At 57.3% G+C, this 15,736-nt stretch carries 17 protein-coding genes and 1 riboswitch; of the genes, 6 read left to right on the plus strand and 11 right to left on the minus strand.

All coding sequences use genetic code 11. The features are described from left to right. Positions 1 to 33: 33 nt before the first annotated feature. Genes AB3Y40_RS04950 through AB3Y40_RS04995 form a run of 10 tightly spaced genes read right to left on the minus strand, consistent with a single transcriptional unit; the run spans position 34 to position 8,590 of the window. Positions 34 to 975 (minus strand): beta-keto acid cleavage family enzyme, encoded by a 942-nt coding sequence (locus AB3Y40_RS04950; RefSeq protein WP_369437684.1) that lies wholly within the window; start codon positions 973 to 975, stop codon positions 34 to 36. 3 nt (positions 976 to 978) lie between these two features. Further along, on the minus strand, positions 979 to 2,007 hold the full coding sequence (locus AB3Y40_RS04955; protein WP_369437685.1) for a branched-chain amino acid ABC transporter permease: 1,029 nt from the start codon (positions 2,005 to 2,007) through the stop codon (positions 979 to 981). After that, positions 2,004 to 2,867: a branched-chain amino acid ABC transporter permease gene (locus AB3Y40_RS04960; protein ID WP_369437686.1), complete on the minus strand. Its 864-nt coding sequence runs from the start codon at positions 2,865 to 2,867 to the stop codon at positions 2,004 to 2,006. Before AB3Y40_RS04960 ends, AB3Y40_RS04955 begins: the two co-directional genes overlap by 4 nt. Position 2,868: 1 nt before the next feature. Next, positions 2,869 to 3,564 (minus strand): ABC transporter ATP-binding protein, encoded by a 696-nt coding sequence (locus AB3Y40_RS04965; RefSeq protein WP_369437687.1) that lies wholly within the window; start codon positions 3,562 to 3,564, stop codon positions 2,869 to 2,871. A gap of 4 nt (positions 3,565 to 3,568) precedes the next feature. Beyond that, positions 3,569 to 4,297, minus strand: a complete 729-nt coding sequence (locus AB3Y40_RS04970; RefSeq protein ID WP_369437688.1) for an ABC transporter ATP-binding protein — start codon at positions 4,295 to 4,297, stop codon at positions 3,569 to 3,571. A 60-nt stretch (positions 4,298 to 4,357) separates the two neighbouring features. Beyond that, entirely contained in the window at positions 4,358 to 5,638 is a 1,281-nt protein-coding gene (locus tag AB3Y40_RS04975; RefSeq protein ID WP_369437689.1) for an ABC transporter substrate-binding protein, read from the minus strand. 42 nt (positions 5,639 to 5,680) lie between these two features. Then, the gene (locus AB3Y40_RS04980; RefSeq protein ID WP_369437690.1) at positions 5,681 to 6,607 is read right to left on the minus strand and encodes a 3-hydroxyacyl-CoA dehydrogenase family protein; all 927 of its coding nucleotides are present in this window, start codon (positions 6,605 to 6,607) and stop codon (positions 5,681 to 5,683) included. A 3-nt stretch (positions 6,608 to 6,610) separates the two neighbouring features. Further along, positions 6,611 to 7,396 carry an SDR family NAD(P)-dependent oxidoreductase gene (locus AB3Y40_RS04985; protein ID WP_369437691.1) on the minus strand — a complete coding sequence of 262 codons (786 nt, stop codon included), beginning with the start codon at positions 7,394 to 7,396 and terminating at the stop codon, positions 6,611 to 6,613. Positions 7,397 to 7,400: 4 nt separating this feature from the next. Continuing rightward, entirely contained in the window at positions 7,401 to 7,754 is a 354-nt protein-coding gene (locus tag AB3Y40_RS04990; RefSeq protein WP_369437692.1) for a cupin domain-containing protein, read from the minus strand. Then, positions 7,754 to 8,590: a cyclase family protein gene (locus AB3Y40_RS04995; RefSeq protein WP_369437693.1), complete on the minus strand. Its 837-nt coding sequence runs from the start codon at positions 8,588 to 8,590 to the stop codon at positions 7,754 to 7,756. The genes AB3Y40_RS04990 and AB3Y40_RS04995 overlap by 1 nt, the downstream gene beginning before the upstream one ends. Before the next feature lie 255 nt (positions 8,591 to 8,845). On the opposite strand from AB3Y40_RS04995, the gene AB3Y40_RS05000 reads away from it, so the two are divergent. The 6 genes from AB3Y40_RS05000 to AB3Y40_RS05025 all read left to right on the plus strand — a co-directional run bounded on the left by AB3Y40_RS05000 (position 8,846) and on the right by AB3Y40_RS05025 (position 14,419). Further along, positions 8,846 to 9,565, plus strand: a complete 720-nt coding sequence (locus AB3Y40_RS05000) for an IclR family transcriptional regulator (RefSeq protein ID WP_369437694.1) — start codon at positions 8,846 to 8,848, stop codon at positions 9,563 to 9,565. A gap of 226 nt (positions 9,566 to 9,791) precedes the next feature. Further along, positions 9,792 to 10,006: riboswitch (cobalamin riboswitch) on the plus strand. Between the two features lie 119 nt (positions 10,007 to 10,125). Then, positions 10,126 to 10,521 (plus strand): DUF1636 family protein, encoded by a 396-nt coding sequence (locus AB3Y40_RS05005; protein WP_369437695.1) that lies wholly within the window; start codon positions 10,126 to 10,128, stop codon positions 10,519 to 10,521. After that, positions 10,518 to 11,318, plus strand: coding sequence for an ABC transporter ATP-binding protein (locus tag AB3Y40_RS05010; RefSeq protein ID WP_369437696.1), 801 nt, complete (start codon positions 10,518 to 10,520; stop codon positions 11,316 to 11,318). The genes AB3Y40_RS05005 and AB3Y40_RS05010 overlap by 4 nt, the downstream gene beginning before the upstream one ends. A gap of 29 nt (positions 11,319 to 11,347) precedes the next feature. Further along, positions 11,348 to 12,250, plus strand: coding sequence for an ABC transporter substrate-binding protein (locus AB3Y40_RS05015; protein WP_369439607.1), 903 nt, complete (start codon positions 11,348 to 11,350; stop codon positions 12,248 to 12,250). 52 nt (positions 12,251 to 12,302) lie between these two features. Next, on the plus strand, positions 12,303 to 13,313 hold the full coding sequence (locus tag AB3Y40_RS05020) for a FecCD family ABC transporter permease (RefSeq protein WP_369439608.1): 1,011 nt from the start codon (positions 12,303 to 12,305) through the stop codon (positions 13,311 to 13,313). Positions 13,314 to 13,441: 128 nt separating this feature from the next. Then, positions 13,442 to 14,419 (plus strand): sterol desaturase family protein, encoded by a 978-nt coding sequence (locus AB3Y40_RS05025; RefSeq protein WP_369437697.1) that lies wholly within the window; start codon positions 13,442 to 13,444, stop codon positions 14,417 to 14,419. A 59-nt stretch (positions 14,420 to 14,478) separates the two neighbouring features. Here the strand turns inward: AB3Y40_RS05025 and AB3Y40_RS05030 are convergent, their stop codons facing one another. Then, complete coding sequence (locus AB3Y40_RS05030) at positions 14,479 to 15,717, minus strand: L-rhamnose isomerase (protein WP_369437698.1); 1,239 nt, start codon at positions 15,715 to 15,717, stop codon at positions 14,479 to 14,481. Positions 15,718 to 15,736: the final 19 nt, after the last annotated feature.

Consider the following 15,736-nt stretch of genomic DNA (forward strand, 5'->3'; position numbering starts at 1 on the left):
TCTGTGTTCTGGTTCAGGCCGATCATCGTGATCTCAAAAGGACACGCGGTCGCCGCCCTTCAGATCAAGTATTTCGCGCGCTTCATCTGGTGTGGCCACTTCACAACCTAAATCCTCAACAATGCGGCGAATCTTGGTGACCTGCTGCGCGTTGCTTTCCGCAAGAGCACCGCGTGAGATAAACAAGCTGTCCTCTAGTCCGACGCGGACGTTGCCGCCCATCTGGCTTGCCGTTGTGCCAAGGGTCATTTGGGCGCCACCGGCCCCCAGCACGGACCACCGATAGTCGTCACCAAAAAGCCGATCTGCGGTGCGTTTCATGAAAACAAGATTGTCCACTTCTGGCCCGATGCCGCCCAGAATGCCAAAGATGAACTGGATAAACACCGGCGCCTTGAACAACCCGATATCCATGCAGAATTTCAGGTTATAGAGGTGTCCGACGTCATAGCATTCATGCTCAAACTTGACGTTGTGCGGCGCGAGTGTTTCGGCGGCTTCCTGAATGTCACGAAAGGTGTTGCGAAAGATGTTGCCGTCAGAATTCTTGACGTAGTCTTTTTCCCAATCGAACTTCCAGTCGTCGTCCTTGTAACGCCCGGCGAGCGGGTGGAAGGAAAAATTCATTGATCCCATGTTCATCGAACACATCTCGGGCGAGAATGTCTTGGCCGGGTTTATCCGATCCTGAATTGACAATGTCAGCGATCCGCCCGTCGAGATGTTCACGACGGCGTCGGTGGCCTGTTTGATCCTTGGCAGGAAGGGCGCGAAATCATCAATCGCGACCGAGGGCGCACCGGTTTGTGTGTCGCGGGCGTGCAGGTGAAGGATTGACGCGCCTGCCGCTGCGGCGTCGACGGCCTGTTGCGTGATGTCGTCATAGCTATAGGGCAGGGCGTCAGACATAGTGGGCGTGTGGATGGCCCCCGTCACCGCGCAAGTGATGATGGTTTTTTGCTTCTTCTTGGCCATGGGTCAGTCTTTCTTAGAGGAAATGGTTTTCTTCACGCGATAGCTGAGCGGGAAGAGTTCAAAGTCGAAGCGACCGCGGATCAGCCCCCAAAGGCCCTGTGGTGCTTTGAGCATGATGACAATCGCCACGACCCCGAGGATCATCAGATAAAACGTTCCCAGATCGGAAAGCGTTTCGCGCAGCAGAAAGAAGATCAGGGTGCCGATGATCGGGCCTTCGATGGTGCCTATGCCGCCAATCACAACGATGAAGATGACGAAGGCTGTCCAATCGTTCACCGAAAAGGCGGCGTCGGGCGAAATCCGCAACTTTTGCAGGAAGATCAATGCGCCAATGACCGAGGTCAGGGCCGCCGTTACCAGGTAGACGACAAATTTGGTTCGCCAGATGTCGATGCCAAGCGACCCGGCGGCAAGTTCGTTGTCACGGATCGCCGTCAGCGCCAGACCATTGCGCGAGCGCAGCAACAGATAGACCGCGCTGATCACAAGGATGGCCGACCCCAATGCCAACCAATAGCTCAGGTGTTCGCGCCCCGCGCGCGATGATGCCAAAGATCGCACAATGCCAACCGGCAATGATGACCCGGATCCACCACCCAAGGCAGAGATTTGAGCAAACGACAGGCGGAATACCTCTGCAATGACCCAGGTGCCAATGGCAAAGTAAGCCCCACGCAAGCGGAAGATCAGCAAGGCCACGGGCACGGCGACGATTGCACCAACCACGCCGGCAAGGGCGAGCGCGGTGAGCGGATGCACCCCGCCGAAGATGGTGAATGCAAACAGCATGTAGCCGCCAAGGCCCACAAAGGCTTGTTGCCCAACAGAGACCAGCCCGGCATAGCCTGCCATGAGGTTCCAAAGGCTCGCGAGTGCGAGGTAAAGGAAGATCTCGCCCATCAACCTCAGATCAGCGCGGCCAGCCCAATAGGGCGCGGCGATCAGGACGACCAAGACAAGTGCGCAAACAACAGCAATCGTCCTGGTCGCAGGGGAGGATCGCGTGACGTATGTGCTGTGCTGGGTCATTCGTTGATCCTTGGGAATAGGCCGTTGGGTTTTATGGCAAGGATGACGAGAAAGGTGAGGTGCCCCGCCAATAGCTGCCAACCGGGGTCGATCTTGGCCCCAATCGTCTGGGCCACACCAAGGATCACCCCGCCGACCAAAGTCCCCCAGAGGTTGCCAAGACCGCCGATGATGACGGCCTCGAACCCAAAGATCAGACGCCCGCCCCCGATAGAGGGGTCGAAGCTTGTGCGGATGCCCAACATGATGCCCGCAATCGCCGTCACAGCCAGCGCGAGCGCCATTGCAAGACCAAAGATGTGACGCCGGTTCAGCCCCATCAGTTGCGCGATTTCTTGGTTGTCTGAGGTGGCGCGAAAGGCGCGCCCGAGGGCCGTGCGATAGAACACCCATTGCAGGCTTGCGATGACGACCACGGCGATCACGAATGTCGTGACTGGCAAGACGCCAAGCGACAGGCCACCGGTCGAAATGCTGGCCGTTTCCAGCGTGCCCGCATTCATTTTCTGCGGATCGGCGGAGTATGTTTCCAGCAACGCGTTCTGGATGATGACGGACAAACCAAAGGTCACCAGCAATGGGGGCAAGATGTCTTTGCCCAAGGTCTGGTTGAGAATGCCGCGTTGAAGGACATAGCCGATCAAAGCCATTGCAGGGACGACCAGAACCAGCGCCAACAGGGGGTGCAGCCCCAAAATCGTGGTGACGGAAAGACCCAGATAGGCACCCAGAACGATCAGGTCGCCATGGGCGATATTCACCAGACGCATCACCCCGAAAATCAGCGAAAGCCCTGCCGCGAACAGCGCATATAGCCCGCCCAATAGCGTGCCCTGAACAATTGCGTTGACCCAATCCATCTTATGCCACCCCAAAGTAGGCGCGGGAAATATCCTCTCGCGCGGCGGTCGCGGACGTCCCTTCGAGCGAGACGCGTCCTTCTTGCAAGCAATAGAAACGTTGCGAAACCGACAGCGCCTTGGTGATGTCTTGTTCCACAATCAACGCGCTCATGCCTTCGCCGATGATGCCGGGCAAAGCCGCATAGATGTCTTTGATGATGATCGGGGCCAGTCCGAGGCTGATCTCGTCGAACAGGATCAGGTCTGGGTTGGACATCAGCGCGCGCCCAATCGCGACCATCTGCTGCTGACCACCCGATAGCGAGGTCGATTGCTGGCGCTTGCGTTCCTGCAAGATCGGGAAGAGTTTGTAGACGGTTTGCAAGGACCATGGCCCCTTGCGCCCGATTTGCCCGCCGATGATGAGGTTTTCCTCGACCGACAAAGACGGAAAAAGCTGACGGCCTTCGGGCACCAGGGCGATGCCTTTGCTGGCGACCTCGTCGGCGCGGAGTGCGCCAATGTCTTCGCCGCGATAGCGCACCATCGGCGCACCGCTTTGCGTCAATCCCGAGATCGCCCGCATCAGCGTCGTTTTGCCCGCGCCGTTCGCACCGATAATGGCCAAGATTTCGCCTTGCGAGACCTCTAGGTCGACGCCGTAGAGTGCTTGGAAATCGCCGTAGAAAGCATCTAGGCCGCTCAGTTTCAGCATGTGTTCAGCCATCGCCATCAATTCCCAGATAGATTTCCTGAACCTCGGGGCTTTCCATGATTGTGCGGGGGTCGCCTTCGGCAATCTTGCGACCGAAGTCGATGACCATGAGCTTGTCCACAACTGCCAAAAGGGCATGCACCACATGTTCGATCCAGATGATCGTGACCCCGCGTTTGTGGATGTCCTGAATCGTTTGCACGAGTGACGTGCATTCCGCTTCGGTCAAGCCGCCCGCGATTTCGTCGAGCATCAGAAGCTTGGGCTTTGCGCAAAGTGCGCGGGTCAATTCCAGCCGCTTGCGACCCAGCAGGGGCAACCCGCCGGCAAGCGTATTGGCACGATCCATTAGCTCTGTCTGGTCCAAGACCTCGAGACAGAAATTTTCGGCCTCTTTGCCAATCATCCCACCAGCCTGGGTCGCTGCAATCATTGCATTTTCAAAGACTGTCATGCCCGAAAACGGTTGCGGGACCTGGAAACTGCGCGCCATCCCCGCCCGGCATCGTTTGGCGGCGCTGCTGCGCGTCACATCCTGACCATCAAACATGATTTGCCCGGAGTTGGGCGACAAGGTCCCTGTAATCAAGTTGAACATGGAGGTCTTGCCAGCACCATTTGGCCCGATCACGCCGAGGGCCTGCCCGGCATCGACCTCAAAACTCAGCCCATCGGCGACGGTGACCGCGCCAAATGACTTTGAGACCTGATCCAGTTGGAGGAACGTGGACATGACACCTCTTGGGGGTAGGGGCGGCAGCATGACCTGTGCCATGCTGCCTTGGGACTGCGTTTACGACAAAAGTTTCAGTTCGCCGGTCAAAGGAATATCCGGTGCAGCGGCGTTCGCGACGATCTTGAGGTCAAGCGCATCGCCATCACGTTGCCATTGGCCTGCAACCAACGGCGTCTTGGTGACGTTGTTGATGGGGCCGTTGGACCAATTCACGTTGCCGGTAATCGTATCGAGGTTCGTCGCCGCGATCGCAGATACGATTGCCGCTGGATCTTCCAGATCTTCGGCCCGTTTGATCACGTCAGCCACAACCTCGAAAAGCGCGTGCTTAAAGCCGATCGGCTGGGTCCAAGGGCGCCCGGAAGACGCCGTGTACCCCTCGGCAAGCTCTTTGGCGCTGGCACCGGTCAGGGAAGAGTTAAACGGGTGGTTCGGGGACCACCAGACCTCTGACGAAAGGCCGTCACCGCGCTCTCCCAGCGACTCAATCACCGACGGGAAAAGCAGCGCCTTGCCGATGGTTACGACCTTGGGGTTGAAGCCTTGCTGGGCTGACTGCGCCCAGAAAGTTGCGAAATCGGGGGGGATCATATTGCCGGTGATGATCTCACAGCCGGCAGATTTGAAGGCAGCAATCTGATTGCTGAAGTCATCCGAAAGCGGCTGATAGCGGCCCGGATCGGTCAGGGTATAGCCAGCCGCTGCCAAGGGTTTGGGCAGGCCGAGTTCGGCATCGCCCCATGCATTGCCGTCTGCGTCGTTCGGAAAGAGGCCGCCCACCTGTCTTGCGACGCCGCTTGTGTCCCACATGTCCAGGAAGGCACCGATCACATCCTCAAGCCCCCAGAAGAAATGGTAGGTGCTCAGGAATCCTTCGCCGGGGATGCCGTTGCGGCCAAAGAAATAAGGCTGCCAAGGGCAATCGGTGGTGATGCAGGGGACCTCGTTAATCTCGGCCTGATCGGCAACCGGGTTCACGGTGTCAGGTGTGGAGGCGGCGACGATGATATCGACCTCATCCCCAAGAATAAGATCGGCAGCAACCTCTGCGGCGCGGTTCGGGTTTGATTGGCTGTCTTTTGAGATAATCTCAACCGTGTAGGCTTTACCGTTGTTTTCCAGACCCGCCGACAGTGCCGCCTGAACCGCTTCCAGAACAAAATCGTCTGCCTCGGCAAAACCGGCCAATGGCCCTGTTCGCGGGCTGACATGGCCGACCTTGATCACTGGATTGTCTGCATAGGCGCGCCCGCCGGTCAGAATGGCGGGGGCTGCCAACGCTGTGGCGCTGCCCGCCAAGAAACGGCGGCGCGACCAAGTTGATGTTTTCGATGTCATGTTTTCCTCCCTTGTCCGGTTTCTTGAACCGGTTTCGTTGCTTCAGTCTAAAAGTATTTCGTCCAATCTTTGCAGATGCTGGGCTACGCGCGCGCGCACTTGGGCGGCTTCCTCCTTTGTCCAGCTGCGAAAGCCTTCGCCCGACTTCATGCCAAAGCGGCCCTGATCGACGAGGTCCTCCAGGTACGGCGATGGGGCGGCACGGCGCTCAAGATCAAACAGAACGTTTTCGTGGATATCCAGCGTCAGATCCGTTCCGACAAGGTCGACGTTTTCAAGCGGACCCAAGACCGCAAGCCTGCGGCCAAAACTGGATTTGACCACGGTGTCGACGGCTTCTGCATCGCAGATGTCATTTTCAACGAGACTTATGGCCTCGCGCCAAAGCGCATGTTGCAACCTGTTGCCAATGAAGCCGGGCACATCCTTATTGACCAAGACAGGTGTCTTCCCGGCATCGGCCAGCAACGCAAAGACATGATCGGCAACTTTGGCATCGGTCCATTCCGTGCGGACCACTTCGACCAGTGGAATCATATGGGGTGGGTTCCACCAATGTGTCCCCAATGCGCGGTTCTTGAGCTTGAGGTTCCCCATAATCTTGGTGATCGGCATGACAGACGTATTCGATGCCAGAATGCAGGTGTCAGGCGCATGTGCTTCTACCTCTGCAAAGATACTTTGCTTCAGGTCGAGCTTTTCAGGCGCAGCTTCAAAAACAATTTCCGCGTCGTGCACGGCACCGGAAACCGTGCCGCAGATTTCAATTTTCTTCAGGATCTTGGGGATTTGGTCGTCAGCTTCGCCGAGGCTTCTGAGACTATCTGAAATCCTTTGCGCCACAGTTTCGCGGGCGGCATCAACAGGATCGGTGATACGCACATATTGCCCCGCACGCGCCAGCGTCAGCGCGATGCCGTGCCCCATCAGGCCCGCACCAATTACGGCGGTTTGGATGTTCTTGCGCATCGCTCAGCCCGCCGTATAGCCGCCATCGGCATACAAGATGTGGCCTGTGTAGAAATCAGACGCGGCAGAGGACAAAAAGAGCAGGGGGCCAGCCAAATCTTCGGGCTCTCCCAACCGTCCTTTGGGTACTCTGGCCAGAAATCCGTCGCGGACTTTGGTCGCTTCTGGTGTGTCTTCGAACATCCATGCGGTAAGCGGAGAGCGGAACACTGTCGGGGCAATTGCGTTCACAGTGATCCCCGTCGGTCCTAATTCGCAGCCGAGGGCCTTTGTAAGGCCGTCCACCGCAGCCTTTGAGGCGCAATACGCGGTGTATCCTGCTGGGTGACCAAGCAGGCCGCGTGCAGACGACACGAACACGATCTTTCCGCCAGTCCCCTGCGCCGTCATCTGCGCAGATACAGACCGAGCGATGAGCCACGATTGCGTCACATTGGCGTCCATCACCCCATCGAAGGTATCCGGCTCCATTTCTGTGATCTTGGCGACCTTATTCATGCCGGAGGCTACAACCAGAATGTCGACACTGCCAAATGCAGCGACCGTATCTGCCACCAACTGGTTGCACGCAGCTTCACTGTCGGGGCGGGCGTTGATCTGGTGGACCTCGCCCGCGCAGGTGTTCGCAACCTCTGCCATAGCTTTGGCATTGCCAGCGGCGAGGACGACTTTGCATCCAGCGCCAGACAGGCAACGTGCGGCCACCGCGCCAAAGGCACCAGAGGCCCCGGTTATCAAGGCCACCTTGCCACGGACATCAAACATCGAGAGCGGATTATCGAGGGACATGTGGTTACTCCGGTCTCTTGCCGTTGGGATACGGGATCACGACAAGCATTTTGCAAATATGGTTCGTCTTGTTTTCGATGCGCCGGACTTCACCTGGCGGGATGGTACAACTGTCCATCGCCGCCAGAATGGTTTCCCGGCCATCAACCTCGACCGTCATTTCCCCTTCGAGAACGACGTAGACTTTTTCAAACGGCGTGCTGTCCGGTCCCGCTCCACCACCGGGCAGAAACTGGGAAAAGCCAATCCATTGGTTTTCGGGCCCACCGTCTTCGAACCCTTGAAGCCGAAGGCCCGTGACGCCCCAGTGATTGGGGGCGTCATAGGTCGTGGCATCGGCAAACCGTTTGACGTGCATCAGAACGTCTCGCCAGCTTCGATGCGGTAGGCCTGTTGTTTGTCTGTCATTGCAACAAGGCGAATGATGCAGCCATCCCCCCGGTCCCAATTCCAGGGGAAGAACGCAAACGTCACGCGTTTGCCAGTGACAGAGTCCAAATCGCCACCGACATTTTCAATTCCAAGAATGCCGTTTGAAAACAATGTGTTGTGGACCGGCTCCCATTCGGGGAAGTCGTCTTTCCAATCCCTTCCGCCGGACCATTCTTTGTATTCCTCTTCCAGATGGGGCAGGATCGGGCCATTGCGCTGCGGGCCAATTGCCGTTGCCAGCGGATGGTCATTGGCTTGTGTGTCGTGCCCCACAACTTTGACGCCCTTTTCAACCATCCAATCGGCGGCCGATTGCACCAGCCCGGGGCAGTAGGCAAAGTAGTCACCGTCTTCGTATTGCTTGTGCCAGCCTGTGTTGATGATGAGCACGTCGCCTTTGCGGATGGCGTGGCCGCAGGCCTTTTCAAGGTCATCGCCAGTGATGGATTCCCACTTTTTCTTTGGGATCGAGACGACAAGGCCGGACCCAAAGAAGTGCGGCAGTGGCACCTCATCAATGAATGGTGTGCCCTGAACCACGTGGGCGGGCGCGTCGATATGCGTGGTGACATGCATGGTGGTGGTGATCGTCTGACTCAGCACACCTGACTTCGCCATGTAGTGCTTCCGCTCAATGGCGACGTCTTTGAAGTAGGGCCAGTTCGGACACTGATAGCCAAACCGGTGGCTGAGGTTCACAAACTCGAGCCCCATGTCATTTTCTGTGTTTGATTGGAATTCTATTCCGCGAATTTCCACCATGGATACAGGTCCTCTGTTCACCGCCGAAGCGGTGCGCGTTGCGTTTGAATTGTTGCTTAGGCCACCCAGCCCGATTCTTCCTTTTTGGTACACTTGCACCACATTGCGGTCAATAATAAATCGCATTGTAGATCACTTGTACCGCAATGCGGTTTGGTATTGACGGGCGCGGCTGTAGCGGTATGAGATGCTAGCAGCACCAGCGGAGGCCCTTGAGCAATGCAAGAAAGTCAAAACGCAAGAAGCGGAATTCAGGTGATTTCACGCGCAGCAACGGTATTGCGCAGCCTGAAAGAGCATCCTGAAGGATTGAGCCTTGGGCAGATCGCGTCAGAGGTCGGTTTGCCGCGCTCGACCGTTCAGCGGATTGTCGGGGCCCTGCAAGTTGAACGCCTGTTGATCTCGAATACATCGGGTGGTGGCGTGCGCTTGGGCCCAGAGTTGGGCGCATTGGCTGAAGCGGCCCGATTTAACACAGCTGAATTGTGTCGGCCGCTCTTGACCGAATTGACGCAGGCGACTGGGGAAACCTCTGATCTGTCCGTATTGCGGGGCAACAAAATGATCTTCATCGACCAGGTTCCCGGAACACATCGCCTGCGCACCGTGTCCTCGGTGGGGGAGGTGTTTCCTGTGACAACGACAGCGAATGGGCGCGCCTGTCTTGCAGAGTTACCGCGCGACCTAGCTCTGAAGCATGCGCAGACAGAGGCAGCCCAGACTGACGGTGGCTTCGACGTTGACGCATTTGCGAAGATTCTGGATCAAGTCACCGAGACCGGACTTGCATACGACAATGACGAGCATTCGGACGGAATTTCTGCCGTTGGATTTGCATTCCGCGATCTTTCCGATGAACTGCACGCTATTTCGGTCCCGGTCCCGACGTCGCGGTTCATCAGACAAAAACCGATGATTGAGGTGGCGGTTCGGAAGATTGCCCGGTCGGTGCAAAAGGTCATGCGTGCTGCCTAACCGGCCCAATGGTTCTGCGTGGCGCCGCTTCACAAGGGCAGGGGCGCCCCGATGTCGAAATCCAATCAAGAAATGCGAGGCGTCGGGCGCATCACCTTATGCTGGCATATGTGGCCAGCACTGCCGAACGCGCGTTCTCAGTTTGCAATGCAGAACAATCATAAGTTAGCCGACAGGCCAAATTTGCGACTGGAATGGTTCGGTCATTGACTGCGGTTGGACTTTGCGATTTGCTTTGGGCGATGGTTCTCAACTGCCAAAGGCAAATGAGATGAAAAGGGAACACGGTGAGGCGTAGCCAGTAGGCACCAAATCCGTGACTGCCCCCGCAACTGTAAGCGGTGAGCGACCCCGATATGGACCACTGGACAAGATGTCCGGGAAGGTTCGGGGAAGCTGCGACCCGCGAGTCAGGAGACCTGCCATCACCGGCATGTATCGCATGCCGGCATTTCAACACGATGCAGGCGGGGTGCCTGGTCAGGAGCATATGATGGCCAATCGGTTTTGCCGGCATCAACGTGGTTCTTCCTTCGCCCTTCTGAGAGGCGGAGGGCCCGATGAATCATCGCATAACAGTTTGCACATCCTGTCGGCACAAAGGCACTGAATGTCGCCCCGGCTTTGAGCTGATCGAAAAGCTGCGGCTGGCCATTGCCAATGCAGGGGACGCAGTTCCCGAGGCATTCGAGATTTCGGGCGTGGCCTGTATGGCGGGGTGTGATCGCCCATGCACCGTAGCCTATCACGGCACAAAGAAGGCGACGTATCTTTTCGGCGATATCGACCCCGCGACGGACGTCGAAGACCTTGTGGCCTTTGCCAAACAATATGCCTATTTGCACGATGGTTGGTGTTCGTCTGTGGATCGCCCTGGGAAGCTGCGCAAGTCGACATTGGCGCGTGTGCCTGCCGCGATCATGGTCATCGAGGAAAATGAGGCGCGTGCATCGTGAGTGCTGCGACCCTCAGAGTGCAGGACCTGTCTTGGTCGCCAGGACGTGGTGCTGGAACGCTGCTGCAGCCCACCAGTTTCATGGTAGAGGCCGGACGGGTTCTGGGGATTGTTGGTCCGAACGGAGCCGGAAAAACAACGCTGCTACGGCTGCTTTACCGGTTTCACCGACCGATGACCGGAACTGTGCATGTTGATGGAGATGACATCTGGACCCTGTCGGCTCGTTCCGTGGCTCAGCGCGTTGCGGCCGTCTTGCAAGAGCAGCCCAGCGACTTTGCTTTGACTGTAGGTGAGATCGTAGCCTTGGGCCGCACACCCCACCGGCGCGGGTTCGGCGGTAACGCAGGATCCAGTGATAAGGCCATTGTTGATGGTGCATTGGGCCGCTTGGACCTGCACGGTTTGGCCCATCGCCATCTGGGAACCTTATCAGGCGGAGAACGCCAGAGGGTGATGGTTGCCCGCGCTTTGGCACAGGAACCGCGCATTTTGATCCTGGATGAACCGACCAACCATCTGGATATCCGTCACCAGCTGGAAGTTCTTGACCTTATCCGCACCCTGCCGCTGACCATTGTCACATCTCTGCATGATCTGAACCTCGCAGCAGGGGTTTGCGACGATGTTCTGCTGCTGCAATCCGGTCACACCATCGGGTTTGGCCCCCCGGATCGGGTGCTGTCAGAGGCGGCTGTCTCTGACGCATTCCAAGTCATCGCCCAACGTGAACAGCTTTCCAAAAGCGACACCGGCCACCTTACATTTCACCTTCATAACAAAGGAATATCCACGTGAAGGCACCCCTCCTGAGCTCAGCCGCGTTAATGATCGCAGCAAGCACTGTCGCTGCGGAAACGGCCGTCCAAAGCTGCAACCGCACCGTGAATTTCGACGCACCACCAGAGCGCGCGGTTTCAAACGACGTCAACCTGACAGAAATGATGCTGGTGCTGGGTCTGGCAGACCGGATGGTCGGTTATACCGGCATTTCCGGCTGGAAGACATTGGACGAAGATATGCGCGCAGGTGTCGCGCAATTGCCCGAGTTGTCCGCGAAGTATCCGTCGAAAGAGGTCATCGTAGGTGCGGACGCTGACTTTTTCTTCGCGGGGTGGAACTATGGCATGAAAGTTGGCGGCGAGGTCACGCCAGAGACGTTGGAGCCGTTCGGCGTTCAGGTCTACGAACTGACTGAGTCCTGCGCCCACATCATGGAAACCGAAAAGGCCAGCATCGACATGATGTACGCTGACCTGATCAACCTTGGTGCGATCTTTGATGTCGAAGACAAGGCCGCCGAACTGGTGGACGGCTATCGGGCAGAACTTGCTGCCCTTACGGATGAGTTGGAAACCGGTGAGCCTTTGCGTGTGTTCGTCTATGACAGCGGAGAAGACACGCCATTCACCGCTGGTCGCTACGCCATGCCTACCGCACTGATTGAGGCTGCAGGTGGCGTCAACATCATGGATGATTTTGAGAAAAGCTGGGCAACAGTGACGTGGGAGGAGGTCGTTGAACGCAATCCCGAAGTCATCATGATTGTGAACTATGGCGAAGTGACCGCCGCACAAAAGCGCGCATTCATGATGTCAAATCCGGCGTTCGCCGATCTGGACGCGGTCAAGAACGACCGCTTCGTGACCTTGGAATACGTAGAGGCGACACCCGGTCCGCGCAACATTCAAGCGATCAAGACCTTGGCAGAAGCCTTCTGGGCGAATTGAGCAGATGAGCGAGGTCACAGAGACGCAAGCCACCGTCCGACATCCAAGCGGGATGACCGCATTCCTTTTGGGTGGGGTGGTTCTGCTGGTGATCTCGCTTTCACTTGCGATTTCAGTTGGTGCTGTCCCGGTCCCGCTGACGACGGTCTGGGGCGTCGTCGGCAACAAGGTTGCGCCGGGCCTGATCGAGCAAACATGGTCTCAAAGCCGGGAGGCCATTGTCTGGGAAATCCGGTTTCCACGCGCCCTTCTTGCGATGATGGTCGGGGCCGGGCTGGCGATGGTTGGCGCAAGCCTGCAAGCAGTGACCCGCAACCCGCTGGCTGATCCGCACCTTCTGGGAATTTCGTCAGGTGGCGCGTTTGGCGCAATCCTCGCGCTGCTGCATACCGGCATGTTCATTGGCTTGTTGACCGTGCCGCTGCTGGCTTTCGCGGGGGCACTTGGCGCGACACTCATCGTGCTGGGTGTGTCACGACTTGCGGATGCCACAAGTGCTGACCGGCTTGTATTGGCCGGAGTGGCCGTGTCGTTCATCATCATGGCCTGCGCCAATGTCCTGATCTTTCTGGCTGATCCCAAGGCCACCCATATCGTGGTTTTCTGGATGTTGGGGGGGCTTGGCCTCGCGCAGTGGAGCCAGTTGATCTACCCGCTGGTCATTCTGGTCATCTGCGCCGGATGGCTGATGTGGAAAGCCCAAGACCTGAATGCAATGACAGTCGGGGACGAGACGGCATCAACCCTTGGTATTCCGGTTGCGCGATTTCGGTTATCCGTCTTTGTCGTGGGGGCTTTGATCACCGGGGTCATGGTCGCGTTCTCTGGCATCATTGGTTTTGTTGGCCTGATGGTGCCCCATGTCGTGCGCATGCTGGTTGGCGGTGATTACGCGCGTGTCTTGCCCGGCTCAGCCCTTATCGGGGCGGTCTTTCTGCTGTGGGCGGACATCACGGCCCGCAAGGTCATGGCACCGGAAGATATGCCAATCGGCATCGTCACAGGACTCGTGGGCGGGGTGTTCTTTGTCTGGCTACTGGGGCGACGAAGATCTGTGGTGTGAAGCATCCTGTTGGCATTCACGATCCCGGCCCAGGCTGCATTTCCGATTTGGATCGTTGGTGAATTCTGTTTGTTGTGGGACGTGGCTGATGTCAATCTGGCCCCGCGACAATGAGAGAGAGTGGCGGGATGTCAGAAGAACAACTCAAAGGATGGAACCATCTGCCGGATGTTCCCATCAAGACGTCACCCTTTTTCATCTGGCCGCTTAATCCGCGCGAGATGGTGAAATGGGTCTGGAATTCGTGGTTTCTTGTCACCGAAAAGCTGATCATCGTTGGCATCGCCTTTGCCTGCTACATTTGGTTCCAGCCGCCTTTGGAGGCCGCGCAGAATTTCGAATTCAGCTGGATGGCGCGGATGTACGCCCGCAATATCGTGCTGACACTGCTTGTCGCAGGTTCGCTGCATTTGTGGTTCTACACCTACTCTGCACAGGGCCAAAAGCTAAAGTTTGATCCGCGCCCGCTGATGGTCAAAGGGCGGCAATTCACGCTAGGCGGCCAGGTGCGGGACAACATATTCTGGACGCTTGGCAGCGGTGTTCTGATCTGGACCGCCTTTGAGGTTTTGCTGCTTTGGGCGCTGGCCAATGGACACATGCGCCTGATTACGTTTGAGACCAAGCCAATCTGGTTTGTGGCGATCTTCTTTCTGATCCCCATTTGGGAAAGCTTCTATTTCTACGTGATCCACCGCGCGCTTCACATCCCGTTTTTGTACAAGCACGTGCATGCGCTTCACCATCGCAACATCAATGTCGGGCCGTGGTCGGGCATGTCGATGCACCCGGCAGAGCAGTTCATCTTCCTTGGCTCTGTCTTTGTGCATCTTATCATCGGGGCGCACCCGGTGCATATTCTATTCCATCTGCAGTATTATTTCCTGACGGCCATCACCACGCATACGGGTTTTCAGGGATTGCTTGTTGGCGACAAGAACCGACTGGCCCTGGGCACGTTTCATCACCAGATGCATCACCGCTATTTTGAGTGTAACTACGGCAGTCTGGAAATTCCGTGGGACAAGTGGTTCGGCTCTTTCCATGATGGAACGGTCACCGCCAACGCGAAAATGCAAGAACGGCGCAAACGGATTATGGGCTGATGGGCCATCTTTGACCGTGGTGGATTTGCGCGCGCCCGGAGGCGGTGACCGGAGCGAATTCAGCCGCGACCTGCGACACTTTCCTGATACCGGTTGAGATCTGAAACAAGGGCTTGGCCACTTGCGACGTCCATCCGGTTGCAGAATTCGGCCCAGACGGCTGCGTACGGCAGATCCTTGATTTCTTCGGTGACAACCAGACGGGATGTGTAGTCAAGGTTGTTTTCTGCCGACTTCAAGCTTGACCAGGGGGCCAGAAGCGCACGGAGCAACGCTTTTTGCATATTTCGTGTCCCGATCACCCAAGCGGCTGTCCGGCTGATCGTGGCATCGAAGAAGTCGAGGCCAATGTGGGTGCGGTCCAACAGATCGGCGCTGACAAGCTCCTGTGCCATCTGCATGATTGCGTCGTCCAGCAGGATCACGTGGTCACTATCCCAACGCATCGGGCGGCTGACGTGAAGCAGGATTTCATCGACCGACAGGGAAACCGAGCTGAGTTTGTCTGCGACGTTTTCGGTTGGGTGGAAATGCCCCATGTCGAGACATAACAAGGTACCCTTGCGGATCGCGTAGCCCATATAGAATTCGTGGCTGCCAATTGTGCAGGCCTCAACACCGATCCCGAAAAGCTTGCTTTCGACCGCATCCAGCATCTGGGCTTTGTCGTGTTGGCCGGCCATCATCGCGTCGAGCGAGTTTTCCAAACGTTTGCGGGGGGCCATCCGGTCGACAGGTGTGTCCTTGTAGCCGTCAGGCACCCAGATGTTGTTCACAACCGGCGAGCCGAGCGCCGCACCCATTTGTGCCGCGATGTCGCGTGAGCGTTTGCCATGCTCGATCCAGAAATCGCGAATACCCTGATCGGGGTGGCTGAGTGTCAGATTGTCGTCGGCCTTGGCATGGGCAAAGAACGTCGGGTTGAAATCAAGGCCAAGGCCCTGGTCTTTTGCCCAATCAACCCAAGGGGCAAAATGGCTGTACTCAATCTCGTCCCGGTCAGGGTTCTGGTCGGTATCAAGATAACAGGCGTGCAGGTTGAGTCGGTGATTTCCCGGGATTTGTCCGTAGGAAAACTCCAGGTCTGCGCGCAGCTCTTCCGGCGTGCGGGCGCGGCCAGGGTGGTTGCCCGTGGCTTGAATGCCGCCGCCTGAACTGCCGGTTTTGGCTTCAAATCCAACAACGTCATCGCCTTGCCAGCAGTGCATGGAGATCGGGATGTCGGTCAACCGGTTCAGGGCGGCCTCTGTATCTACGCCCCAGTCTGCAAAGACGTTTTTTGCGCTCTCATAGCTCATGTCGTTCCTCCCTCGAACA

Origin of the sequence: Yoonia sp. R2331 (assembly GCF_041103235.1) — a bacterium.
GTDB lineage: Bacteria > Pseudomonadota > Alphaproteobacteria > Rhodobacterales > Rhodobacteraceae > CANMYO01.